At 62.7% G+C, this 24383-nt stretch carries 25 protein-coding genes and 3 pseudogenes; 12 read left to right on the forward strand and 16 right to left on the reverse strand.

The annotated features are described in order from the left end of the window. Window positions 1-174 precede the first annotated feature (174 nt). Window positions 175-1131 (reverse strand): AraC family transcriptional regulator, encoded by a 957-nt coding sequence (locus AC10V3_RS38895; protein ID WP_490924365.1) that lies wholly within the window; start codon window positions 1129-1131, stop codon window positions 175-177. Window positions 1132-1270: 139 nt separating this feature from the next. Here AC10V3_RS38895 and AC10V3_RS38900 point away from each other — a divergent pair, with 139 nt between their 5' ends. The 8 genes and pseudogenes from AC10V3_RS38900 (at window position 1271) to AC10V3_RS38935 (ending at window position 6930) form a co-directional block, all read left to right on the forward strand. Further along, window positions 1271-1810, forward strand: coding sequence for a carboxymuconolactone decarboxylase family protein (locus AC10V3_RS38900; protein ID WP_455289463.1), 540 nt, complete (start codon window positions 1271-1273; stop codon window positions 1808-1810). A gap of 146 nt (window positions 1811-1956) precedes the next feature. Then, window positions 1957-2466, forward strand: a complete 510-nt coding sequence (locus tag AC10V3_RS38905) for a YkgB family protein (protein ID WP_490924366.1) — start codon at window positions 1957-1959, stop codon at window positions 2464-2466. Continuing rightward, complete coding sequence (locus tag AC10V3_RS38910) at window positions 2441-2572, forward strand: hypothetical protein (protein ID WP_490924367.1); 132 nt, start codon at window positions 2441-2443, stop codon at window positions 2570-2572. The genes AC10V3_RS38905 and AC10V3_RS38910 overlap by 26 nt, the downstream gene beginning before the upstream one ends. Window positions 2573-2706: 134 nt before the next feature. Then, window positions 2707-2928, forward strand: a complete 222-nt coding sequence (locus AC10V3_RS38915; RefSeq protein WP_490924368.1) for a DUF2798 domain-containing protein — start codon at window positions 2707-2709, stop codon at window positions 2926-2928. A 48-nt stretch (window positions 2929-2976) separates the two neighbouring features. Continuing rightward, window positions 2977-3236: pseudogene (locus tag AC10V3_RS38920) on the forward strand (cyclic-phosphate processing receiver domain-containing protein). A gap of 359 nt (window positions 3237-3595) precedes the next feature. Further along, window positions 3596-4036 (forward strand): helix-turn-helix transcriptional regulator, encoded by a 441-nt coding sequence (locus AC10V3_RS38925; protein ID WP_490924369.1) that lies wholly within the window; start codon window positions 3596-3598, stop codon window positions 4034-4036. Next, window positions 4033-5256: a type II toxin-antitoxin system HipA family toxin gene (locus AC10V3_RS38930; RefSeq protein ID WP_253932867.1), complete on the forward strand. Its 1224-nt coding sequence runs from the start codon at window positions 4033-4035 to the stop codon at window positions 5254-5256. Before AC10V3_RS38925 ends, AC10V3_RS38930 begins: the two co-directional genes overlap by 4 nt. Window positions 5257-5664: 408 nt before the next feature. Continuing rightward, entirely contained in the window at window positions 5665-6930 is a 1266-nt protein-coding gene (locus AC10V3_RS38935; RefSeq protein WP_022540107.1) for an IS256 family transposase, read from the forward strand. A 730-nt stretch (window positions 6931-7660) separates the two neighbouring features. Here the strand turns inward: AC10V3_RS38935 and AC10V3_RS38940 are convergent. From AC10V3_RS38940 to pdxR, 4 genes and pseudogenes are all read right to left on the reverse strand, one after another. Next, window positions 7661-8248, reverse strand: a complete 588-nt coding sequence (locus AC10V3_RS38940) for an RES family NAD+ phosphorylase (protein WP_349604832.1) — start codon at window positions 8246-8248, stop codon at window positions 7661-7663. A 363-nt stretch (window positions 8249-8611) separates the two neighbouring features. Next, window positions 8612-8881 (reverse strand): hypothetical protein, encoded by a 270-nt coding sequence (locus AC10V3_RS38945; RefSeq protein WP_349604834.1) that lies wholly within the window; start codon window positions 8879-8881, stop codon window positions 8612-8614. 50 nt (window positions 8882-8931) lie between these two features. Beyond that, window positions 8932-9136, reverse strand: a pseudogene (locus tag AC10V3_RS38950) (DNA-binding protein); the annotation flags it as partial. Window positions 9137-9823: 687 nt separating this feature from the next. After that, window positions 9824-11353, reverse strand: a complete 1530-nt coding sequence (pdxR, locus tag AC10V3_RS38955; protein WP_490924370.1) for a MocR-like pyridoxine biosynthesis transcription factor PdxR — start codon at window positions 11351-11353, stop codon at window positions 9824-9826. 188 nt (window positions 11354-11541) lie between these two features. Between pdxR and AC10V3_RS38960 the strand changes: the two genes are divergently transcribed. The 3 genes from AC10V3_RS38960 to AC10V3_RS38970 all read left to right on the forward strand — a co-directional run bounded on the left by AC10V3_RS38960 (window position 11542) and on the right by AC10V3_RS38970 (window position 13240). Continuing rightward, complete coding sequence (locus tag AC10V3_RS38960) at window positions 11542-12294, forward strand: SDR family oxidoreductase (RefSeq protein WP_349604836.1); 753 nt, start codon at window positions 11542-11544, stop codon at window positions 12292-12294. Window positions 12295-12384: 90 nt separating this feature from the next. Next, window positions 12385-12735: a hypothetical protein gene (locus AC10V3_RS38965; RefSeq protein ID WP_454753717.1), complete on the forward strand. Its 351-nt coding sequence runs from the start codon at window positions 12385-12387 to the stop codon at window positions 12733-12735. Window positions 12736-12781: 46 nt separating this feature from the next. Further along, entirely contained in the window at window positions 12782-13240 is a 459-nt protein-coding gene (locus AC10V3_RS38970; RefSeq protein WP_349604838.1) for a cupin domain-containing protein, read from the forward strand. Window positions 13241-13651: 411 nt separating this feature from the next. Here the strand turns inward: AC10V3_RS38970 and AC10V3_RS38975 are convergent, their stop codons facing one another. From AC10V3_RS38975 to AC10V3_RS39020, 10 genes and pseudogenes are all read right to left on the reverse strand, one after another. Beyond that, the gene (locus tag AC10V3_RS38975; RefSeq protein WP_349604839.1) at window positions 13652-13957 is read right to left on the reverse strand and encodes a type II toxin-antitoxin system RelE/ParE family toxin; all 306 of its coding nucleotides are present in this window, start codon (window positions 13955-13957) and stop codon (window positions 13652-13654) included. Next, window positions 13954-14223: a type II toxin-antitoxin system ParD family antitoxin gene (locus tag AC10V3_RS38980; protein WP_349604841.1), complete on the reverse strand. Its 270-nt coding sequence runs from the start codon at window positions 14221-14223 to the stop codon at window positions 13954-13956. The genes AC10V3_RS38975 and AC10V3_RS38980 overlap by 4 nt, the downstream gene beginning before the upstream one ends. Window positions 14224-14690: 467 nt before the next feature. Then, window positions 14691-15522, reverse strand: a pseudogene (locus tag AC10V3_RS38985) (SDR family NAD(P)-dependent oxidoreductase). After that, window positions 15519-16253, reverse strand: a complete 735-nt coding sequence (locus AC10V3_RS38990; protein ID WP_349604843.1) for an SDR family oxidoreductase — start codon at window positions 16251-16253, stop codon at window positions 15519-15521. The pseudogene AC10V3_RS38985 and the gene AC10V3_RS38990 overlap by 4 nt, the downstream one beginning before the upstream one ends. 3 nt (window positions 16254-16256) lie before the next feature. Beyond that, entirely contained in the window at window positions 16257-17075 is an 819-nt protein-coding gene (locus AC10V3_RS38995; RefSeq protein WP_349604844.1) for an SDR family NAD(P)-dependent oxidoreductase, read from the reverse strand. A 15-nt stretch (window positions 17076-17090) separates the two neighbouring features. After that, the gene (locus AC10V3_RS39000; protein WP_349604845.1) at window positions 17091-17867 is read right to left on the reverse strand and encodes an SDR family NAD(P)-dependent oxidoreductase; all 777 of its coding nucleotides are present in this window, start codon (window positions 17865-17867) and stop codon (window positions 17091-17093) included. After that, a complete protein-coding gene (locus AC10V3_RS39005) occupies window positions 17864-18268 on the reverse strand; it encodes a Zn-ribbon domain-containing OB-fold protein (protein WP_454753712.1) in 405 nt (134 codons plus the stop codon). Before AC10V3_RS39005 ends, AC10V3_RS39000 begins: the two co-directional genes overlap by 4 nt. A gap of 4 nt (window positions 18269-18272) precedes the next feature. Beyond that, complete coding sequence (locus AC10V3_RS39010; RefSeq protein ID WP_349604848.1) at window positions 18273-19439, reverse strand: thiolase family protein; 1167 nt, start codon at window positions 19437-19439, stop codon at window positions 18273-18275. Window positions 19440-19450: 11 nt separating this feature from the next. Continuing rightward, window positions 19451-21019, reverse strand: coding sequence for an AMP-binding protein (locus tag AC10V3_RS39015; RefSeq protein WP_349604850.1), 1569 nt, complete (start codon window positions 21017-21019; stop codon window positions 19451-19453). 1 nt (window position 21020) lies between these two features. Next, the gene (locus AC10V3_RS39020) at window positions 21021-22031 is read right to left on the reverse strand and encodes a Bug family tripartite tricarboxylate transporter substrate binding protein (protein ID WP_349604851.1); all 1011 of its coding nucleotides are present in this window, start codon (window positions 22029-22031) and stop codon (window positions 21021-21023) included. 146 nt (window positions 22032-22177) lie between these two features. On the opposite strand from AC10V3_RS39020, the gene AC10V3_RS39025 reads away from it, so the two are divergent. Beyond that, complete coding sequence (locus AC10V3_RS39025; RefSeq protein WP_349604852.1) at window positions 22178-22942, forward strand: IclR family transcriptional regulator; 765 nt, start codon at window positions 22178-22180, stop codon at window positions 22940-22942. Window positions 22943-23481: 539 nt separating this feature from the next. Here AC10V3_RS39025 and AC10V3_RS39030 read toward each other — a convergent pair. After that, entirely contained in the window at window positions 23482-24366 is an 885-nt protein-coding gene (locus AC10V3_RS39030) for a LysR family transcriptional regulator (RefSeq protein WP_349604853.1), read from the reverse strand. Window positions 24367-24383 lie beyond the last annotated feature (17 nt).

Consider the following 24383-nt stretch of genomic DNA (forward strand, 5'->3'; position numbering starts at 1 on the left):
GCTCCCGTTACGCTTTTCGTTCAAGGGTTCGCCGATTCATCCACGCGAAGCGGCCCGACTCGATCGCCTGGCGCGCACGGCTTCCGCAGCAACAACCGGGGCGTGCAGGCACGCATCTGCGCCGAACGGCGTTGACGATCGAGTGCCTGGGGAAGCCCTGGACATGCCGCCGGCCTATGGGGTATCAGGGGCCTCGCTGCGCTGTTCGCGATGCTGGCGCCGGTATGCGCCCGGCCCCACGCCGAAATGCTGCGTGAACACGCGGCCAAACGCAGCCTGCGAGGCGTAGCCGCATCGCTCGCCCACCATGGCGGCTGACAGTTCGTCCTGCCGCAACAGCCGCGCGGCGCGCTCCATGCGCAGCGTAGTGACCAGTTCCAGTGGCGTGATGCCTCCCAGCTGTGCGAAGCGCCGCGCCAGCGTCGCGCGCGAGACGTTGCAAATGGCGGCCAGGCGATCCAAGCTCCATGGCTTCTCCGGGGCGCGCACCACGGCATCCACGGCTTTCACCATACGGGCATCCGCCATCAGGGCGAGCAGTCCCTGTGCCACCGATCCGCGCGCGATCAGCGTGCGCAGCAGGATGGTGAAGAGCGCGGTGGACAGGTCCGCAATGATGGCGGCGCCGCCCGGCTGGGGCCGGTCTGTCTCCACATGCATCATGCCGATGAGTCCGCGCAGCCAGTCGGTATCGTGGCTGACGGTGTCCGCGGCGTGCGCGGCTGTCGTGACGCACAGCACCTCGGGCAGGGTGCGCAGCAGGATGTTTGCCGAATTGCCGAGCACAAATGTCCCGCACAGGATATCCAGCGGCGTGGCCGCGCCGGCTACCGTGATCTCCGTGATCATGCCGTTGAAATGGCGCGACTCCGCTGCGCGCCGGGCGCTGCCCTTGAGGCCGACGATGGTGTGCGCGGCCCCATGCGGGAACAGCAGGACATCGCCCGCTGAGACCCGCAAGACCTCCTTGCCCACCAGGATCTCCGCACGGCCGTCGAGGATCACGTGGTATGGCACGTGGCCGGGCGCGGCCTGCGCATTGTGCTCGGACCAGGCGCCGGCCACGCGGCAATGCACGTCGACCGTGCCGGAGGGCGCCAGCAGGCGGACCAGTTCACTAAGGCTGTCCATGGTCTGAGACGATCGAGCAAAAAGATGCGCTAATTGTAATCCTTCTGGATCGTCGTCACACCTACCATGAAGTCCAAGGAAGCGCCGTACATCAACCTAGGTGATTCCCCTAAACCCTTGAATGAACTGGAGATCGATCATGACCACCCGCCTGCATACCACCCCCGTCGCGCAAGCCACCGGCCAGGCCGCCGAACTGTTCGGCGTCATCCGCAAGGCCGTCGGCAAGGTGCCCAATACCTATGCCACCATCGGCAGCAATGCCCCCGCCGCGCTGGCGTTAGCCCTGCAAGCCGACCAGGTGCTGAAGGGCGGTGCGCTGTCCGCCCTCGAACTGGAAGCGATCAACCTCTCGGTGAGCGAGCACAGCGGCTGTGACTACTGTGTGGCCGCGCACTCGTTGACGGGCAAGATGGCTGGCTATACGGAAGCGCAGACGCGCCAACTGCGCCGGGGCAGCTATCCGGACGATGCGAAGATCGACGCGCTGACGCGCTTTGTGGTGGAAGTGGTCAGCACCCGCGGCACGTTGCCGGCGGCCAGCCTGGAGGCGGTGCGCGTGGCCGGCTACAGCGACGTGCAGATCGTCGAGGCGATCCAGGCGGTAAGCGCGATCCTCTTCACGAACATGGTGAATCGCGTCAACGACACGACACTGGATTTCCCAGCCGTCGCGTAAGGCGTGGCACCGGGGGGCGGGGCGCCCCCTTCGCGTTCCCCCCACGGGGGTCCACCGAGGCGCGGCTCATCGAACCCGCCATCGGCGCCGCGGTGACGTACACGCGCCGCTATGACGCACACCACCTATCTGTTCAGGAGCTAAACATGAAACCAATCGTTTCCCTCGCCACGGCGCAGCCCAATGCGGCTATCCATGACCATACGGCCTTGTTGCGCTGGTCTTTGGTCGTCGTCTTCCTTTGGTTTGGGGGGATGAAGTTCACCCTCTACGAAGCGCAGGGTATTGCGCCGTTTATCGAACATAGCCCCATCATGAGTTGGCTTCACAGCGCGTTCGGCGTGCGTGGCGCCAGCGGCGTCATTGGCGCGCTGGAGCTTGCCACTGCCGCCACACTGGCCGCCGGTGCCTTCCACCGCGGGGTATCCGTGCTCGGTGCGGCAATGTCGTGCGCGACCTACGCGATTACGCTGACGTTCTTTCTCACCACCCCTGGGGTGGCGGAGCCGACGGCCGGTGGATTTCCCGCGATCTCCGCACCGATCGGTCAGTTTCTGCTGAAGGACCTGGTGCTGCTGGCCGCCTCCATCGTGCTACTGGGAGCGTCTCTGGCGCACTGGAAAGCCGTGCGTGACCAATCTCAGACCGCTGTCTGACGGCGAGCGCCTGACGGAGATCGCGCGCAATGGCACGATCCTCGGTGGCGCCGCCGTGCAGCACCGAGGCCCGTTTGCCAAGCGACTGCGAGGCAGGCAAGGCTGACTGCCATGGGGAATCGTGTGCGAGGCGTCCGTCGGGGGAAAGGAACTGTGGCCGACGCGGCGCCAGGCGGCCGCTCCTGTTAATTCTTCGATGCCTGCCCTGGTCGGCCATTCACCGAATCCCAGCAAAGTGTTATGCACACGCAACTGAAACGGAAAGTCGCCTTCGCGCTCTCGATGGGCATCGTGACGACAGGGATCACTTCTTTCGTCCTTCTCGCTCTCAATCTTGGGTTCTCGAAAGAATTCGCCCTGACGTGGCTGCGCTCCTGGGGCATCGGATACGTCACCGTCATTCCCGCCATCCTCCTGATCGGCCCGCGCGTGCAAGCGCAGGTTGACCGTCTGGTTCACTGAGCTGTCAGGCATATCGAGGACTACTGACATTGGGCTGCTGCTAATCCTGTGGACACCGTCCTAAGCTCGTTGCGTCTTTTCGAACTCGATCTAGGCGACGACCGGCGTGGGACGGGCTATGACGTCATTATCTGGTCGAAGAGGCTGTCGCGCTTCGTGGATTCGTGCCTCCGCGCATCGTCGTTCATTCTGCCAACACTTCAGCGGCAGCGAAAATGGATGCTGGAATCCGTGCTATCGAGGCGCTTGTGGAGGCGCGAACAAAGCCGTCTACGAAACTGACGACCCGTCCCGGAAACGGCCATTGAATGGAGACTCGGTCGAGTGGCAGCAAAGGGTCGGGAAAAGCCGACCAGCCCGCCGCTGGCGGAGGTCGCTTGCCGGCCAGAAGCGGTCGGTCGACCTCGCCATCCAATTCGAATAGCCGAGGTGTCGTTCGCCCCGGCTCAACGACCGGTTTCCGGCGAGCGAATTGCCGGCTGCGCTGCCCCAAGCGGTGTCAACACTAGGCCGCCCCTGCCTCGAATTGCGAACTCAGTTTCGGAAGTCAAAAAAAATTGACATGGACTATAATGTCAATTATTGTTGACATCAGATTTGCTGAATCCAACCCGGTTAAGGGGGTCAAATGGACCATCGACGAGAGCTACATGATAAAGCGGACGCAATGCGCCGCAGAATCGGGGAAGCCTTGCGCTCCGCGCGCGAGCGACAAGGTAGCAAGCAATCCGACATCGCCCAGAAAGTGGGCGTGTCTCGGGCAACCGTCATTGCAATCGAGAGCGGCCAAAGCGTCTCGACATTGAATCTGCTCCTGATGGCGGCTGCGGTCGGCGTGAACCTTAACCCTCAACCAGACCCGGCGATCGTCACGCCACCACGTCGCCCCATGCTCAGGGAAATGATGCGAGCGGAGCGGGAGCGCCAGGCAATGCTCCAGGCGAAATTACCCAGCCGGCAGCGCGTGGGATCGGCGTCCTTTACCGCCCCAGTTTCCTACCCGGAAAGCAACGTAAGGCGTCGCCCAACGCTCAGGGAAATGATGCGAGCGGAGCGGGAGCGCCAGGCAATGCTCCAGACGAATCTCTTGCACAAAGTATCTCAATGAGTAGCGAACTCGAGGTTTTCGTTTCGGACTATCCTGTCGGCTTGCTCAGTGAAGACATCGAGACAGGCCTGATTGATTTCCGTTACCTTCCGGATGTCCCGGATCAAATGACAGTCTCGTTACTGATGCCGCCGAGCGCGCCAGCGGAAGAGTATCTTGGTTTCAACGGGGTGCCCCCACCCTTTCAGATATCCCTGCCCGAAGGCATCGTGCTGGAAGCCATTAGAACCCGCTTCGCCAAGCATATCGACGTTGATAACGATATGTCGCTGCTCCGTCTTGTCGGTCGTCACACTATCGGCCGCACTACCTTCGGCGGCCCGCTGGACCCAGACGCCACACTTCAACAAAACATTCTGGATGCCGCCAGAACTGAGGGTGCGGCACAGCGGCTGATCGAAATTCTGAAGACATCTCCGGAGATGTTTGGCGTGTCCGGCGTCATGCCCAAGATGTCGACATTCCAGACGGAAAAGACTCGCCCCGGGACTGTCGCCGCGCACGGCTCCATCGTTAAATTCGACTCGCCCCATTATGTTGGCGCGAGTTTGGTTGAGTATGCATGCTTGAAAGCATGCTCGGCAGCGGGACTAGACGTTCCTGCGATTGAATTAAGCCCGGATCGCACGTCACTGACGATGAGCCGATTTGATATCGCCCCTGACGGATCACGTCGCGGATTCGAAGATGCATGTGCGCTGTCGGGCTTGTTTCGTAGTGGGAAATATAACGGATCGATTGAACACCTGTTTGAGATGATCCGCTTCTTCGTACATCCAGACGACCAGGCGACAGATCTCGTGGCCATGCTGAAACTGGTCATGATGAACGACGCACTACGCAACGGCGATGCACATCTAAAAAACTTTGGTTTGGTCTATGACGATGTCATGCGCCCGCGGCTCTCCCCCGTGTACGACGTACTCACCACCCAGGTATGGTTTCCGCAAGAGGTGCCCGCGCTGGCGATGCAAAAGACCGACCCGAGGGGTACGGAAAAATGGCTGGATCAGCTTGAGCTAGAGCGCCTCGCCTCTCTCAGTCATTGCCACAATGTTGACGTCGTTCAAATGCAAGCACAGTGTCGCGAGATCGCATTGCAGAGCATGGCGACGACCTTGGATGAGTGCCCAAAATGCCCGCCGCGCAAAGCGCTTGAGCACGCCTTGAAGATTATCGAGGGGGCACTGCCTGTGCCATCATCATCTGCTAAAACATAGTTGAATTATAATGGTTTAAGTGACAGTGTTGCTTCCACTCCTAGCTCAATAAAAGCGTCACTTCGGCTCAGTCCGTATTAAATCTGACACTTTGCGTCAACGCAGGCCTTGCCGGAATTTCAGCCGCTTGATCAGCAAGAGTGCAGTTTCGTCGAAAAACGCGGCTACATCGCTGATACCCGTTAGCGACAGGGCCGCGCCTTTTCGGCAAGATCGTCGCATGCATGCCGCTATCAGTGGCCGCTCTCGGGCGATACGTCAGGCACTAGCCGGCCAGGAAGGGTCGTTGGAGCTAAAGTCGAAACTGGTGTACGGGCGGGGAATTTGAGGCGCGGAGTAGAGGGCGGTGGAGCTTTCCGCTGAGAATCTGATTGTCGAGATCGGAAACCAGCACAAGAAAGGTCCACCATGAGCAAGGATAAAGGGAAAGAAGCAGTCGGTCTATCGGAAATCGGGCTTGGGCTCGAGGAGCTGATCAGGCGCGGGGCTCGGCGGGTCATCCAGGAGGCGATTGAAGTGGAGCTGGCAGAGCTGCTTGAGCAGTTCAGTAATGTCAAGACGTTGAGCGGGCAGCGCGCCGTGGTTCGCAATGGCTACCTCCCGGAGCGCGAGGTGCTGACGGGGGCCGGCCCGATTGCCGTGAAGGTGCCCAAGGTGCGCGATCGGTCCGGGTCTGGCGTGAAGTTCAACTCGGCGATCGTGCCGCCGTATGTGAGGAAGTCGCCGCGGGTGAGTGCAGCGCTGCCCTGGCTGTATCTGAAGGGAGTATCGACAGGCGACATGAGCGAGGCGTTGTCGGTGCTGCTTGGTGAGGATGCCAAAGGGCTATCGGCCAACGTGGTGAGCCGATTGAAGGCGCAGTGGGCAGACGAGCATGCGAGCTGGAATCAGCGTGATCTGTCGGCGGCGCGCCATGTGTATTGGTGGGTGGACGGCATCCACACGGGTCTGCGTAGCGAGGGATCGGACGGGCAATGCCTGCTGGTCATCATCGGCGTTACGCCAGACGGCAGGAAGGAGCGCGTGGCGATCGGTGACGGCTATCGGGAATCGAAGGCATCGTGGGTGGAAGTACTGTTGGACCTGAAATCCCGCGGCCTGCAGGCTGGCCCGCTGGCGGCGGTCGGCGATGGCGCCATGGGATTCTGGGCTGCCCTGGAGGAGGTGTTCCCGGCCACGCGCGCCCAGCGTTGCTGGTTCCACAAGATGGGCAATGTCCTGAACGCCTTGCCCAAGTCCCAGCACGGCCGCGCCAAGGCAGATCTGCAGGCGATTTGGATGGCGGCCACCAGGGCAGATGCCTATGCTGCCTTCGATCGCTTTGCGACGATCTACGGCGCCAAGTACCCCAAGGCCACCGGCGTGCTCACCAAGGACCGAGACAGCCTGCTGACCTTCTACGACTTCCCGGCCGAGCACTGGCAGCACATCCGCACGACCAACGCGATTGAGTCGACCTTCGCGACCGTGCGTCACCGCACGACGCGCACGCGCAATTGCGTGTCACGAGCGACTTTCCTTGGCCTGGCCTTCAAGCTGATCGAGGAAGCCGAGAAAACATGGCGCCGCATCAAAGGTGCCGAACACATCGAACTGCTCTTGAAGGGCGTCCCCTTCAAGGACGGTGCCCCGGCGCAAGACAATCCGCCGGTTCAGCAGAAACTCGCCGCCTGACGACCGGCCACGATCAACCTTCATACACCAGATTTGACTTTATCTCGGTCGTTGGATTTGCGCTGGAGAGGCGCGGTAGATTCGTCGAAGGCTGAGATAAGGAGGACTATGGCGCTTTATTTTGATCTCGCGCACGGAACCAAGCCGCTAGCTAACGCAGGTAATTTCCCTTGGCCTTACGACATCGCTGTGTGCTTTGAGTTAGTGTCCCGCATCCAATAGCATTCAGCGAGGGCGTTGGTCATGGCGCCGCCGGATGTGTGGTGTCTGCCGCCGAAGCGCTAGAGGAAAAATGGAAGGAGCACTTCGAGATTACCGGGGCGGATTGGCTTATTCCTTACATAGAATTATTGGCCCATGGCATCCCGTTTTCAAAAGCTGACATCTTGCTTGCCTTCGAAAGGATTCACGGCCGGCCTCCTACCAGCTACGAATCAAGAGTCTGGTAGCACCGGCTTGCGAACGTCCGCTTTTGAGAGTTGCAACTGACCGCTTCGGGTCGGGAAGAGACGACCGGATAGAGGCGGAGATCCCTTGGGCGTGCCGCGCCGCGCTGCCCCTCCGGTGATGAAGACCTCTCGCCGGGGCCCAAGGTCGGCGATGCCGCCGACCGTTCATGAGACATACCCGGCAATTATGTCTAAACTCCGGTGTTGCATGACGAAAACCGCGAGGACCCAGTCAGACCGCCGCCCGGCTCCAGTGTCGCGCTGTACGTCGCCTGACCGCGCTAGGCGTTCGACGTCCAATCGTCGTCGGTTGGCGCTAGGCCAATTTGATTGGCTGTCAGATAGGGGCCCAATTCGGGAAAGTCGAACAGCGGAGTTGGCATACCTGCTGGCACCAGTTGGGCACGGTCATCGAAGATCGCGACGCTGGGCTCACCCGCCAGGCGCGACTGAAAATACAAGCCGTCGATCCGAGGAAATGCCGCATGCAATGCCGAACTCCACAGGTTCGGGCCAAGGTAGTCGGTGACCGAAAACACTCGAGCGTCCATGCCAAGGGCAGTCAGCGCACCGGTAAGATCAGCGAGCACGAGAGGCCGGCGATCGGCCAAGGCGAGCCTGCAAACGCATCGGCTGCTCAGTTCATGCTCATCGAGCATTAGCGGCAGACGTTGTCCCTGGAAGCGCTCCCGAATGACCGCTTCGGCCATGCACGCGGCAAAGCTGGGGGCTGCATAGAGGACGCCGAACTCGCCACCTGCCGCATCGAACCGGTAATGGGTCACGCCCGGCGCGCGGCGGTTGTAGTAAATAGGATCCAGGTGCGCGCGATGGATCCGCCAGAGCGCTACCCTCTCGAGATCGAGCATCTTTGTGGCAAGCCGACGGTCGGCCAGGTCGGCCGGCGGGCGGCAGCGGACAACCCAATTCTTCTGCGCTAAAGGTCATGCGGCGCCCTGCTCGTCGCGGTACCGTGCGTCGACGAGCCGCACAACGGCGTCTATCGGGGCCGCTGCGTCGGCGATGCAATCCGCCGGTGTGCGTCCCTCCAGGCCTTCTTGCGGGCGATGCAGAAAATTATGGATAACCCAACAGCTCGCTCCCGCGGCCACGAATGGTGCAAGCACAGCGACCAGCCGCTCGGAATCGACGTGGAACTGCCACGACGGATAGTGAAACCCTCGCTCGCGCCCCGGCAGCACGAGGGCATAGAGGCGCCCCGCCTGGCGGTCCTAGTTGATGGCGCGGTCCGAACGTCCCGCATAAAGCGCGGCGTCCTTAAGAGACAGGTTCTCCGGCTGTTCCCACTCCCGTGCGGCTGCCAGGTGACCACGTTCGCGCGCCTCCTGCAGCGGATCGGAATGTGCAGCCCCGCCGGCATGTGCCATGGGCTCCCCGGCAGCCACAGAACGACGCTCGCTGAACCGACGATTCGGCTTCGCAAAGATGCGAACGATCCTGCCAAGTGCAGCGTCCAGTTCGTGCTGGACCTCGACGGACAACGCGACCTCACGGGACGCGTCGTTGACGAATCCAAGCAGGGACGAAGCAAGGTGCTTTCCTGGTCCAGTTCGCGCAGCGCGTAATGTTCACTGGCCTCGGCGCGTTCCTGCACGATGGCCACCTGTTCTCTCGCGCGCTCGAGTTCCGCCGAGAATTGGGTACCCAGTTCCGCCAGCTGCCGGCCAGCGGCGTCTAGTCTCAGCTGAGGTCGCGCCGTGCGCCTGGCGTTCGGCGTCCAAGTCTGCATGCACCGCGCCTCCACGTACTGACGACGCGCGACAAGCACAACGTTATCAAAGCTATCGATGCCCTCCCAGCAATGCCAGCGCCTCACGTCCATTCCGGCCCGGCGCGCTGCGGCAAACCGTGACTCGCCAGAGATGGGGGCAGCGCAACCGCCGTAGCCGGGCAGTTTGGGCCGAGCATCGGTCGTTCGCACAGTAGACCGCAATCGCCCGGGTCGGGGTCCGATGCTGCCACTACCTTCGGGCGCTTGCTGCCTCTAGAATTCTTGCTAGCCTTCTCGGGCCCTAGCAAGTAGGTCGCATAAATAGACAATCAAACGCGTGGTGAGGCTGTGGTCTGGACTGCTCTGTGCCGTGACAATGGTTGGATGCACAACGTTTTACCACTGGCACTCGCGTTACCCCAGAAAATATGCCCAACCTTAGGGTTGGGAGCACATCTTCCGTAGAGGTCTTGCGCACCCTAGGTCAGCCGACGAAAAAAATAACGGGCGACGCTTGAGGATTTTCCCTCCCTTGTCACCCGGTTCGTCATGAAAGCCTGCAGTAATGACGCCACGACGTATATTTTCATGCCACCATGCTTCTGTGTGGCCCTCTACGTTTCCGATGTTAAAGAAGGCCGGCCGGGATTCGCAAATATGCGAAGCCTCACATATTTGCGAATCCCGGCCACCCCTCTACATGGCGCGCAAGTCAGCCATCAAGGCATGCCCGTAACGTACGCGCGAGACGGCCCGCTTCGTTCGCATCGGTGATGTTTGCGAAACCCATCACCAGGCCTCGCGGCGTGTCCCGCATACGGCCGTGCGCATACCAGATCGAAAGCGGCAGCACTGCAAGTCCCGCCTGGCGGGCACGTGAGGCGACGGCGACATCATCGACCGGACCATGGGCAGCCTTGGCGAATTGCACTGAGAACTGGATTCCGCCGGGCGGCAATTCAACGGTCAGCCGTTCGCCAAACGTCTGCTTCAAGGCTTGCGCAATCAACAGGCGCCGCTGTCCATACAACGTGCGCATCCGCTTCACATGCCGCGCAAAATGGCCCTGTTCAATGAAATCTGCCAACGCCGCCTGAAACAGCGTTGGCGCGCCGGCATTCATGCTGCACGCCACCCGTCCAACACGCTCGACCGCGCGCTCCGGCACCACCATGTACGCGAGCCGCAGACCGGGGAACATCACCTTGCTGAACGTGCCGCAATAGAGCACGCGGTCATGCCGGTCGAGGCTCTTCAAGGCCGGCAAGGGCCGGCCCAGGTAGCGGAACTCGCTGTCATAGTCGTCTTCGATAATCCAGCGAGACGCTGTCTCTGCCCAACTCAGCAACGCCATGCGCCTTGCGAGCGACAGCGTGTTCCCCAGGGGGCTCTGATGCGATGGCGTGACGAGCGCGAAGCGCGCCTCCGGGTCCCGTTCGATGCCGCGCTCGACATCGATGCCTTCTTCATCGATGGGCACCGGGACGAGCTGCACGCCGGTCTCGGCCAGGAAGCTGCGCGCAAGCAGATAACCGGGGTCCTCGAACCACATGCGGTCGCCGGGGCTCGCAAGACTGCGCAATACCAGTTCGAGCGTCGCGCGGTAGCCACTGGTAATGAACACCTGATCGGGCAGACATGTGACACCACGCGACAGGCCAAGATAGGTGGCGATATGTTCGCGCAGCGGCAGATAACCCACCGGATCCGGGTAGGCAAGCAAAGTGCGTTCGCCGCTGCGCGCACGCCGCGAAACGAGCCGACTCCATATCTTGCGCGGAAATGCGTCAAGCGCCGGCAGCCCTGGCTGCAAGGGTCGCGGCTCGCCGCTCAGGGCGACGGCGATCGCCGACTGGCGTGCCATCGGCTGGTCGCTGGGTGATGCGTCTGGCGTCTTCGCTGCGCCCGCACCCTGAGTGGTCGGCGCGTCAGGGGCATCCTGGCGGCCGCCTGCAGGTGCCGCTTGCATCAGGGATTCCGATAGCGAAGGCGATACAAACGTGCCGGCAGCGCCACGCATCTGCAGGTAGCCCTCGTCGACAAGGATCGTATAGGCCAGTTCGACGGTGCCTCGCGCCGTATTCAACTGCGTGGCGAGGCCGCGCAACGCCGGCACCCGATCACCCGGGCGAAGATGTCCCGCCGCGATCGCCGTTCTGAAACGCTCGCAAATCTGCAGATAGATCGGCAACGGCTTCTGGCGGTCGATCTCAATGGCCAACGTGGGGTTTCGTACCGTCATGACAGTCTCGCGGGCAAAAGGGTGCAGAAAGAACTTGGACTAGTCAAATGGTTAATTCTTGGCCCTTATCCATAGGGCATGATTGTTCCACAATGGCCTCATGCGATGCGACGGTGACAGGCACTTTAAGTGATGCCGCCACACCAGGTGCGCAGCGCGTTCCTCTACCCTCATATGGAGAATCTGCCATGCAGATCGTTGTAATCGGTGGTTCTGGCCTGATCGGCTCACGTCTTGTCACGCTGCTCAATGAGGCGGGCCATACGGCAGTAGCCGCATCGCCGCGTACCGGTGTCAACACGGTAACGGGCGAAGGCCTAAGCCATGCACTGGTGAATGCAGATGTCGTCGTGGATGTGACGAATGCGCCGTCTTGGGAGCCACAGGCGGTGCTCGACTTCTTCCGCACCTCGGCACGCAATCTCGGCAAGGCCGAGGTGGCCGCGGGCGTGCGCCATCACGTCGCGCTGTCGATCGTCGGTACCGACCGCATGCCGGACAACGTGTATTTCACGGCCAAGGTTGCACAGGAAGCGGTGATCGACGCGGCCGGTGTGCCATACACGATCGTGCGCGCCACGCAGTTCATGGAATTCATCGGCGGCATCGCGGATTACGGCACGGATGGCGGCACTGTGCGCATTGGTGACGGGATGTTCCAGCCGATCGCTGCGGATGACGTCGCGGCGGCGCTTGCGCAGGTCGCGCTCGCTGCGCCGCTAAACGGCACCATCGACATCGCCGGACCGGACCGCGCGTCCTTCGCGGAGATCGTTTCGCGCTATCTGAAGTCGGTGGGCGACGCGCGCACCGTCGTGACAGATCGCGACGCGCGATATTACGGCGGCCATGTCGAGGAACTGTCGCTCGTGCCGCTGGGCGACGCGCGGATAGGCCGCACCAGTCTCGATCAGTGGCTGGCGCGCGCTCATGTGGAGTAAGCCATAAATTCGGGAAGGTATGACGGTTTTTCCTCATCTACTATTCACTCGGCCCTGCACAATCGCAGCCCCCAAAGAGTGGAGCACGTCATGCAAGCAAACCAGAAGATTGTGATCATCGGCGGAACCGGGTTGATCAGCAGTAAGACCACCGGGCGGCAGCGCGCGGCCGCGGACGATGTTGCCACTTTCCACGCGGAGCTCGCCGTGGCTGCTCCAGTCAATGGCATCGTCGAAATCGCCGGTCCGGAGCGTCAACCGTTCGACGACATTGTCAGCTGCCACATGGCTATGAGCGGTGACACACGCCGGGTAGCTCGCGACCCCGAAGCGAAGTACTTTGGGGGGACCGTCGGCGAGATGTCCCTCGTGCCCCTCGGCGACGCTCGACTTGGCACGACTACACACGCCACTTGGTATCAATGCCAACAACCCGTCTGATGATATCGACTGTGAGCGATATACCTACATCCACCGGAGACACAACATGAAGCTCCTTATCGCGTCGATGATCTTGGCCGCCCTGCCCTTGCAGGCAGCCCTCGCCCAAGACCATTCCGGCCATCAGGCAACTGTGCCAGTGCAAGGATTGGCAACCACCTCCACGGGCGTGAAAGTCACGCTCGTGTACCAGCAGGAAATCCCTAACTTGCCGGGCAAGAGTGTCAAGGGCGTACTGGTGGAGTATGAGCCGGGCGGCGTCAACGCCGCGCATACCCACGCCAAGTCGGCAATGATTTACGCAACAGTGCTGGAAGGCGCCGTGCTGAACCAGCTCAACGGCGGACCACTTCGCACGTTCACGAAGGGGCAGAACTTCACCGAAATGCCTGGCGACCGGCACGACGTCAGCGCCAACGCGAGCAAGACCGAGCCCGCCAAGCTGCTTGCGGTGTTCGTCGTGGACACGAATGAGACCGTGCTAACCACACCATTGAAGCGTTAAGGCAGCCTGCGTAGCCAAGCCAGCTATCTGACTTGGCTTTGATGATCTGAGCCTCCAAGATACGCTTTGGTACGTCATTGCGGCCCGAAGAAGCGGCACCGGACGACCGCGGCGAACGAACGGGTTAGATCGGGCGTTATGTCAATTCTCGCTGCGTTCCATGCATGCGCTTCGGGCGATCCAGGCAGAGTCAATCATGGCGCACCGCCCTCCACCTTATTGCCTAAATCGTCGGTCAGCGAAGCTGACGCGACCTCAAATGTCTACGCAGTGCGTAGACAATTCCTCTCTCGGCTAAGCCTCCGCGAAGCACAACATGTGAGGCATATTCATTTTGCTGAAGTCATGACTATGCTCCTCTTCGAGTTACCGGCGACAGGGAAATGTTCGCCGTACTCAGGCCGGGCGGCCTCAGTTGAACAGCAGCGCGGCATAGTTGCGGGCGCTGTGCAGCACGTGCAGCACGTCGATTCGCGCAGGCGGATCGCCCAACACGCGGTAGAAGATCTGGTAGTTGCCGTGTACGCGGTGCCGGATGCCTCGGTCCTCATAGCGGGGTACCAGCGGGAAGGCAAACGGCATGTCTGCGAGCGACAGGCACCGGTCGCGCAACTCCTGCACGAAGGAGAGCGCGCGGCGCGGGTTGTCGCGGGCAATGTAGTCGGCGATGGCTTCGAGTTCGGCCTCGGCCAGCGGCGTCAGGCGAACGACGATCATGCACCGTGCCCGGGCGTTCTGCCTGCCGCGGCGCGATATTTGGCCTCAAGGCGGTCGAACACGGTGGCTGCTTCGGTGCCGCGGCCCGCGTCTGCCTCGGCCAGGCTTTGCGCGAGCGCCGCGTCCAGCGCCATCAGTTGCGCTTCGCGGTCCTGAATCAGACGCACGCCTTCGCGCAGTACTTCGCTCTTAGAGCCATAGCGGCCCGAGGCGACAAGTTCGGTCACGTAGCGCTCGAGTTGTTGTCCAAGGTCGGCACTGATCATATTTGCTCCTCTTCAGACGGGGCCGGCCCAATGGCGTCCGGGCGGTCACGAAATGAAGTGTACCGTCCTTGATAATAGTTATCAAATGGCAACGCGAAAAGTGGAATAAAAATCACCCCCAGGGTTGCCGATAAGCAGAACGTTATCGAACCTTATTGCGCGCCCTGGCAAGGCCGGCGTCACGTGAATCCTGGCCACGCGCGCAGCGCTCACCTCTGCTTGGGAGTCTGGAGGGAGCGCAGCGGCAGTATCCGGCAGCCAGTTTGGATCAGTCAACGGGCAAGCGGCAGATGACCGAAGCCGATTGGTTTCGGTCATTCCCGCATAGGGGGAGCTTGGAGTCGATTTTGCCGAGAAGTGACAACTCCCCGCTCGCGCGTCAGGCGCTGCGGACAGCCGAGCCGACCACGAGGCGATTCTCATACCTGCCGACTGAATTGGTCAATCACTGCCCTCAATTCGCGTTGTCATGCCCCGCCCGACACGGAAATCACCTGCCCTGTGATGTAGTCCGACTCCGGTGCACAGTACAGATACATGGCGCCGGCAGCTTCCTCGACCGTGCCAGGGCGACCCAGCGGACAGCGCTGTGTAAACGTCTTCAGCAACTCGGGATTGACGCCGACCCGGACCTTCCGCCCTTCGATATCCACGGTCGCGCCAGCCTTGGCGTTCGCTTCGGTCAGCCGCGTAGTAACCAGCCCGAAGGCCACGCAATTGACGTTGACCTTCAGGCGTCCCCATTCCTTGGCCAAGGTTTTCGTCAGACCGACCATCCCTGCTTTGGCCGCGCTGTAGTTGACCTGGCCAACGTTACCGTTGAGCCCCGAATTGGAGGAGATGTTTACCACCTTGCGCAACACTTTCCCGGCCGGCTGCCAGATCTGCCTTGGCTTGCGCGCTGAACACCGGGTAGGCGGCGCGCAAAATGCGGAACGGCGCGGTCAGATGGCAATCGATCATGGCCTGCCACTGCTCGTCCGTCATTTTCTGGATCACGCTGTCCCACGTATAGCCGGCATTGTTGACGATGATGTCGATACCACCATACCGGGCCATCGCCGTCTCGATGAACCGCTCAGCAAAGTCAGGCGCCGTGACACTACCCACGCAGGCGACGGCCTGACTGCCACGCGCTTCTATCATCGCCACGGTCTCGTGGGCAGGTTCGGCGTCCAGGTCGTTGATAACCAGCCTCGCCCCTTTGCCGGCCAGCTTGAGCGCCAGCGCTTGCCACACGCCGCGACCGGAACCTGTGATCAATGCCACCTTGCTGTCGAGTTTTCCCGTTGTCGTCATGTTGTCAGTCCTACTGTCATTCCACCGCATACATAAATCACCTGCCCGGTCGTGAAGCCGGCGCGCGCGTCGAGCAGTCCGCTCACCATATGCGCCACCTCTGCCGGGTCACCCATGCGGCGCACGGGAATCGCGTCGATGATGCGCGTCGTCGCGGGCGCACCCGGTGGATTGACACACTGGAACAACTCGGTGGCGATCGGTCCCGGTCCAATCGCGTTTGCCGTGATGCCTTCGGCGGCCAGTTCCAGCGCCAGCGTCCGCGTCAGTCCGTGCAAGCCGGCCTTGGTGGCCGAATAGGCAATGCGTTCGCTCTTTCCCAGCGCGGCGCGGCTCGAGATATTGACGATTCGGCCGAACTTCGCCTCGCGCATGGCCGGCAGCACCGCTTGCACGCAGGCGATCACGGCGGCTAGATTCACCGCGACCGCCGCCTGAAGATCCGACGTCGTGACCAGATCGATGGCGGCAGGCCGAACAATACCCGCGTTGTTCACCAGGCGCGTGATGCTCCGGCCAGACGTAGCCTTGACCAGCGCCTCGTGGAGTGCAGCCTCATTTGCGAGATCCGCCTCCACATAGGTCTCGCGTGGCAGCGCTTGGGTGGGACGCGCTATGTCCATGTTGATGACATCATAGCCATCGACAAGGAGCCGCTCGACGGTGGCCCGCCCGATGCCGTTCGAGCCGCCAGTCACCAGCACAGTGCCCTCTTGGTGCCGTGTTGCCATATCTCAGATGAATTTTCCGGTGATACCACCGTCGACCATCAACTCGGTGCCGGTGATGTAGGCGGCGGCGTCCGATACGAGGAAAGCGCATGCGTGAGACACGTCCCATGGGGTGCCCATGCGGCCCACTGGCACCTGACGCGCACGCTCCTGCCTGGCTCGATCGAAATCCTCCGCGTCGTACATCTTTGCCACTGTGCTGGCAATCCGCGGGGTGTCGATCAATCCGGGCACCACTGTGTTGGCGCGGATGCCGTCGGCCGCGTATTCGTGGGCTACCAGGCGGATGTACTGCTCCGTGGCGGCCTTCGTCACGCCATACGCAAGGTGGGAATAGCCGAGATAGCGATGACCCGCGATGGACGAGATGGCGACGATTGCGCCGCGATGCCGCTCCTTCATGCCTGGAAGCACCGCTTGTACGCACAGCAGCAGGCCGCCGACATTGGTACCGTTTATGCGCGCCATGTCGGCCGCGCTCGTTTCCATGGCGCCACCTACCTTGCCGATGCCGACGTTGTAGTGCAGCACGTCCACCGGCCCGAATGCATCGCGCGCCTCGTCAAAGAGCCGCCCGACATCCTGCTCGAGCGTCACGTCACCAAAAAGGGCAACCGCGCGACCGCCCTCCTCCTCGATCAGCCGCAATGTCTCGCGGGCGGAGGCTTCGTCGCGGTCAGCGACCGATACGCTGGCGCCAAGCCGCGCGTATAGTACCGACGCAGCGCGTCCGATGCTCCAACCGGGTCCGACCGAACCGCCACCCGCAACGAACACATGCCGACCGTCGAGGCGCAGCGGCATCGGGAAACCTGTTTCCATATCTCTCTCCCTCACTTAGCGGGGCTGCATGCGGATGGCCCCATCCAGCCGGATAGTCTCGCCGTTCAGCATCTCGTTCTCCAGCAACTGTATCGCCAGCTTCGCAAACTCACCGGGCTGCCCCAGCCTCGCGGGAAACGGCACGGATGCGGCCAGCCCCGCTTTCACCTTCTCCGGCACCCGAGCGAGCAGCGGCGTATCGAAGAGCCCTGGCGCAATCGTATTGACGCGAATGCCGCGTTGCGCAAGATCGCGCGCCGCCACGAGCGTCATGCCCACGATGGCGGCCTTGCCGGCGCTATAGGGTATCTGCCCGATCTGGCCCTCGAAAGCCGCGACAGACGCAGTCAGCACGCACGCGCCGCGTTCGCCGCTCTCGTTGTGAGGCGGGGTCTGTGCCATCTGCGCCGCCGCCAGGCGCAATACATTGAAGGTACCAATGACGTTCAGTTGTATCACTTCGGCAAAGCTGGACAGGGAACCGGGCGCGCCATCCTTCTCCACCACGCGGACCGGTGCGCCACGTCCGGCGCAATGCACCAGCCAGCGAAACGGCGCGGCGTCGCCCGCTCGCGTTAGGGCGCGGTGCACGTCGTCTTCGTCCAGCACATTGCCGGGGACGAAGCAGGCGGTCGCCCCGAGTTGGTAGCACACCTCGGCCCCGCGCGATGACGGCAGGTCCAGGATGACGACATGCGCGCCGCGCTTGACCAATGCGGTGGCCGTGGCCAGGCCGAGGCCCGAGGCGCCGCCCGTGACGAGCGCTGACGTATTCGAGAACGGTTGATTCATCGTGCCACCTCCGCCGTAAAGCTGGGGGCGTTACGGCCTTCGTCGGTGCGCCGGAAAACCACCCGGACCGGCATGCCGACCTGCATGTCGTCATCGTCGATCTCGACTAGGTTGGTCAGCATGGTGGGGCCTTCCGCCAATTGCACGTACGCCACCGTATAGGGCTGCGCGGCGCGCCGCAACGTGGAGAACGCGTAGACTGTGCCGCGCCCGCTGAGCGGCTTCCATTCCGTCTGGTCGCTGCCGCAGAACGGGCAGATCTCGCGCGGGTACCAGTGCACCTTGCCGCAGTCGCTGCAAGACTTGCCAAGCAGCACGCCTTCCTCGGCCGCGCGCCAGAATGGCAGGCTCTCGGGGTTGGCGGCCACGTACGGATCTTCCAGAAACGATTTCTGTGTCATGTTGTCACTCCCTTTCCAGAATCAGCGCGGAGTACGCATGGCCGCCGCCGAGCACGAGGCCGGGCCCGCTTGCCATCGCGATGGAACAGTCCGGAACCTGCACCTTCGGGTGGGCTTCGCCTCGCAATTGCCTGACGGCCTCGATGACTTTGGTGACGCCGCCGCGATTCTGCGGATGGTTGTTGCACAGGCCGCCGCCGTCGGTGTTCCACGGCAACTGGCCCTTGCCGGAGATCAGGTTGCCGTCGGCCACGAACGCGCCACCCTGCCCCTTCTTGCAAAAGCCGAGGTCTTCCAGTTGCAGGATCACCATGATGGTGAAATTGTCGTAAATGGACGCGTACTGGATGTCCTTCGGCCCGAGCCCTGCCTGTGCGAAGGCTTCCGTGCCCGCCTTCGTGGCGCCCGTGACGGTCAAGTCCACCATGCCCCCCTGATTGGTGTGCACGGTTTCGCCGGTGCCCAGCACCTTGACCAGGGGCCGCTTGAGCGAACGCGCCACGGCCGCGCTGGTTACTACGAGCGCCCCGCCGCCGTCGGTGACCACGCAGCAGTCCATCTTGTGCAGCGGATCGGCAATGACGCCCGACCCCAATACGTCTTCTACCGTGACAAGCTTCGGCAGGAAGGCCTGCGGGTTGTGCTGCGCATGGGTCGATGCGGCCACCTTGACCCACGCCATCTGCTCCGCCGTAGTGCCGAACTCGTGCATATGGCGCTGCGCTGCCATACCGTAAATCGTGGCGATGGTCCATTGGCTCGGGCTGTCCCAGACTGCTTCAGGCCGGTCCGGGCTCAATGCGCGTGGTTTGATGCCTACCGACTGGCCGGTGCTGCGCGGGCGCCCTGCCATGGTGATCAGTGCCACCGAACACTTACCCGCCGCGATGGCGGCGGTGGCGTGCGACACCAGAGAGATGTAGGAGCATCCGCCAAGCTCGGTGCTGTCGAGCCAGCGCAACCGCAGGTTCAGGTAGTCGGCCATCAGCAGCGGCGTGCCGCCCGGCACATCGCCCGCGCAAAAATAGCCGTCGACATCGGCAAGGGTGAGCCCCGCATCGGCCAGCGCCCCCTTGGCGCATTCGGCGTGGAGTTGGGCGACGGACTTGTCCGGCGCGTGCCGCGTCGGGTGCTCGTAGGCGCCGCAGATATAGGCTTGGGTTTCGTTCATGGCAGGACTCTTCAATGGACAGATCGCTGGTCGGCGTTCCAGTGGCGGGACCGCAGCGCCTTCTTGTCGATCTTGCCGAGCGGTGTGAGCGGCAACGCGTCGATAATTTCCACCCGCTTGGGCGTGGCCACGGCGCCCTTGGCCTGGCGCACCGTTGCGGCAATCTCGTCTTCCGACACCTGGCAGCCGTCCTTCAGTTGCACATAGGCCATAACCAACTCACCCCATTTTTCGTCGGGAATGCCGATCACGGCTGCCGAGGCCACCGACGGATGCGCGCAGATGGCGTCCTCGATCTCCTTGGGATACACGTTGAACCCGCCCGAGATGATCATGTCCTTCTTGCGGTCGACGATGTAGTACAGGCCGTCAGCGTCCTTGTAGGCAATATCGCCGGTGTGGAGCCAGCCGTCCTTGAGCGTCAATGCCGTTTCCGTCGGATTGTTGAGGTAGCCCGACATCAGCAACGGCCCGCGCACGCAGACCTCGCCGCGCTCGCCGGCCGGCACCTCTGCACCGTCTGCATCGAGCAGGCAGACGCGCATCAACGGATATGGGCGCCCGGCCGAGGCCAGTTGCGCGTCGCTCAGGCCTGGATGATCGTGCTTGCCCAAAATCAGAATCGAGTTCGGCGACTCTGTCTGCCCGTAGCTCTGGATCAGGATGGGGCCCAGAAGATCCAGCGCCTGCCGGATGCGCGAGGGCGAAGTGGGCGCTGCGCTGTAGATCAGCGAATGGAACTTCGACCAATCGACCTCTTTCACGCGCGCGCTATCCAGCAGCGCGTACAGCATGGTAGGCACCAGCCAGGTCACGTTGCAGCCGTATTTGTTGATCGTGTCGATCAGGCCGTCGGCGGAGAAGCCCTGCATGAGCGTGACGCAGCCACCCCGCATCAGCGTGGGCACCACCAGCGATCCGGCGCCATGCGAGATTGGCGCCACGCAGAGGTACTTGACGTCGGCCGGCCATTCCTTGGCAGACAGGTCTAGCACCACGTTGGTCGCCAGTGCGCGGTTGGACAGCATCACGCCCTTGGGACGGCCGGTCGTTCCCCCGGTATAGGCCACGCGAACCACGAGCTCCGAGTCGCCATAGGCCACGAGTGGCGCCGGGCGGTAGGCCTTCATCGCGTCTTCCAGCGCATCGAAGCCTGAAATCCCACCCAGCGACATCCAGGCCCGCACCTTGCCGCAGCGTTTGCGCAGCGCCTGGCCGCGCGCCTGGTGATAGGAATCAACGATCACCACGCTGGCATCGCAATCATCGAGAACAAATTCGTGGTCAGCCTCGCTGCCCATGGCGTGCAGCATGACTGAGCGCAAGCCGCGCATGTAGACCGCGGCGACGATCGCAAACACCTCGAACCGGTTGACCGCCAGTTGGGCCACTGTGTCGCCGGGCTTCAGGCCCAGGCTGTCAAAGTGCTGCGCGATTTGGCTGATGCGCTGGCCCAGTGCCGCGTAGCTGACCGTGGCATCGTCGTTGGCAAACGCCGTGCGCTCGGGAAACCGCTCGATTGCGGAGATCACGAGGTCTGCAATCGTGCCGCCGTGTGTGAGTTCAGGAGAGAGTTGCATGTCATTCCACCGTTACGTTTCCAGCCTTGATCATCTGTTCCCATTTAGGGGTGTCTTCGCGCATGCGTTCGGCAAAGGCATCGGGGGCCACCTGTGCGGGCGACAGCCCCAGTTCCTCGAATCGCTTGACGATCTCAGGGGTCTTCAGCGCATCCACCACCGCATCGGAAATCGTCTTGCGGATGGGCGCGGGCACACCGGATGGCACAAACATGCCGAACCAGCCCACGGGCTCGAAGCCCGCGATGCCTTCCTCGCTCATAGTCGGCACATTCGGCAGCAGCGCCGAGCGCTTCGGCCCGGTGCCGGCAAGTACCTTCAGCTTGCCGCTGTTGAGCTGCGCGCGCAGTGGCGAAATGTCGACGAACGCAGCGTCGACCTGTTGGCCCAGCAACGCCGTCAGCAACGGTGCGGAGCCCGCGAACGGTACATGGACCATCTCGAGCTTGTTGACCGAATTGAACAGTGAGCCGTGCAGGTGCGAGGAGCCGCCGTTGCCGTTCGACCCATAGCTGAGGCGCCCTTGGTGGCCCCTGGCATAGGTGATGAATTCCTTGAGCGTGTTGGCCGGCGACGATGCGGGCACTACGAGGAAGTTGGTAGAGGTGGCCACCTGGGCCACCGGCGTGAAGTCCTTTACCGCCGTGTACGGCAGCTTCTTATAGAGACCGGGCTCCTGGATCAGCGCAGTGGTGGAGAGCAGGAGCGTGTAGCCATCAGGCTTGGCACGGGCCGCCAGCGCATTGCCGATCTGGCCGCTGGCGCCTGGCTTGTTTTCCACCACGACGCCGGTCTTCCAGCGCTTGCCCAGTTCATTGCCAAGCATGCGGGCCACGATGTCTGTGCCGCCGCCGGCAGCAAACGGCACGATGACGGTGACCGGCCGGTTTGGATAGGTGCCTGCCGCAGTGCCCTGCGCGCTGGCCAAGGTCGGGCCCAGCGCCAACGTTAACGCCAGCATCAGGGCACATGAGGTCTGCGTGCGCCGCAGGCGCAACATTGCCATGGTCATGCTTGTCTCCAGTCTAGTGATGTGCCGTCGAGCTCCACTGGCCAGGTGACCAGTGCGGGCTCGGCTGGGATGAAGTTTTCCGCTTATCTCGATCGCTGGGAAGGCTACAATGTCCGCTAGCCGGACAAACGGATAGATAGAGAAATGTGACGACAACGCACAACGACGATGGCAATCGTTCGCTACAACGTGGCCTGGAAGTGCTCAACTGCGTCCGGCAACACGCACAAGAAGGCGTCCGGGTCATGGAAATCATGCGGCTTTGCACGCTCGAACGCGCTACGGTCTATCGGTTGTTGAGCACGCTGATCACCGCCGGCTACGTGGCGAAGCGGGACAGGTACTGGTACGTGCCTGGGCCGCGCATTCAGGACGTGTCCGGCGGCGCGCCTGTGAACGACCTCGCGACGCGGCTGCAACCGGTGCTGCGGCACATCAGCGAAATTACCGAGGACTCAGCATTTGCGGTGGTGCGCGATGGCGCGCAATCGCACTGCATTGCCCGCCAGATCGGCACGTTTCCCGTCCAGGTGTTGATCGTGCAGGTTGGCCGCCGCCAGCCTTTGGGGGTTGGCGCTGCCGGACTAGCGCTGCTGGCTTCTCTGCCCAAACACGAGGCCGCAGCAATCATTGCCGCCAACGCCCCTACACTGGGCAGTTATGGCGGGATGACGCCTGACCGCATGCAGCTCTTGTTGAAAGCCACGCGCGAGCGAGGATGGTCCGTTATTGGCAACCATGTAGCGACTGACACCCTCGGCGTAGGCTTTGCCATTCCGGCCGCCGGCGGGGTGCCTCTGGCAGCCGTCAGCGTAGCCGCACCGCTTGCGCGCATGCAGCGCAAGCGGCAAGGCTACATCGTCAAGACTATTCAGGACGCCCTCGCAAAGTTTTTGCCGACAGGGCTATAGGAGCATCCGCAAAGTTCGCTTGGACACGTGTAACTCCGCGATGTAGCCGTTCACCCTCGCCACGCAGGGCGGCTGAGAAGGGCCGGAACTTTCGCGCTGCTTCTCCGCCGAATGGCATGATCTCATGCCAAAGCAGTCATTCAGGTCCGACCCAACCGATGACCCATTCGGGTCGGGTACCGCCTTACGCTAGCAGTCTCGGAAAGAGCCACACCTCTTTCATCGGGCGGTATCCGACATTCCGATTGGCTAGGAACAACGACGCCGAACGGACGCTGTCGTTCTCGCGAGCTCGGACCGACGTAGCACGCCCGCGCGCCCACCCACCAGCGACCGCGGCTTACTTTCGCCCGGGCGCAACGTTCTGGAGCGGCGCAGTTTGTCAGGCTGGCTGCACGCCTACCCTCGGCGCCGCAGCACCGATAGCGCAGGCCAATGGCTGGCAACGCAGGCCGCGCGGACGATGCCCCCGGGCAACGCCCTGGAAGGTCCGGTCTGGGCGCCTCGCACAGCCGCCGGTCGACGTGTGGCCAACGGCGCTACCCCGCCCGCAGCGCCCACAGGGCCTCCAGTACGTATTCCGTGGCACGTTCTACCCGTTCCCCACTGTGCGCCAACCCCAGTCGCCGCCACAACGCCGGCCGCAGCGGCCGCATCACTACGCGCGCATCCGGCGCCGGCGTGGTGACCTCGTGTGGCAGCAGGGCCGCGCCATAGCCGGCCGCCACCAGGCTCTTGATGGCGTCGTTGTAGTTGAGCTGAATACGCGGCGCTGGCCTGTGGCCACCGCTGGCGAACCACTCGGCGGTCAGGCGCGACAGGCGCGTGGTGTCGTCATTCAGGATCAGCGGGCGCGTTGCCAGCCAGGCCGGCGTGATGCGCGCCGGGCAGGGCCAACTCGCTGGCAGGAAAGCCCGTACCGGATCGCGCCGCCAAGGGCGGATGGTCAGCCCCGCCACGCGCGCCTGTGGCAGTGCCACCAGACCGACCTCCAGCGTGCCGGCGGCCAGCCGCGCCAGCGTCTCCTCCGAGGTGAGCACGGCCACCTGCACGTCGATGTCGGGATGCCGCTCCGCCAGCATGGCCAGCGCCTGCGGCAGCAGGTGGGCGATGGCCCCGGTCGAGGCGCCGAGGCGCACGCGGCCGGTCAACCCCTGCACCTGACGCTGCACGTCGTCCAGCGCAAGGTCGGCATCGGCCAACAGGCGGCGGGCGCGATCGACCAGTGTCTCGCCAATGGACGACGGACGCACCTCGCCGCGCCTACGCGTCAGCAGTTGCGCACCGACGCGGGCTTCCAGCTCGGCAATGTGCAGGCTGACGGTGGGCGGAGCCAAGTGCAACGCGCGCGCAGCTTCGGCGAAGGAACCCAGATCGGCGATGGCGACGAGGGTACGCAGGCGGTCCAGGCTGATCTCGCGCATGGGGCGGCACTCCGGTT

This window comes from Cupriavidus sp. PB-02, assembly GCF_058252315.1.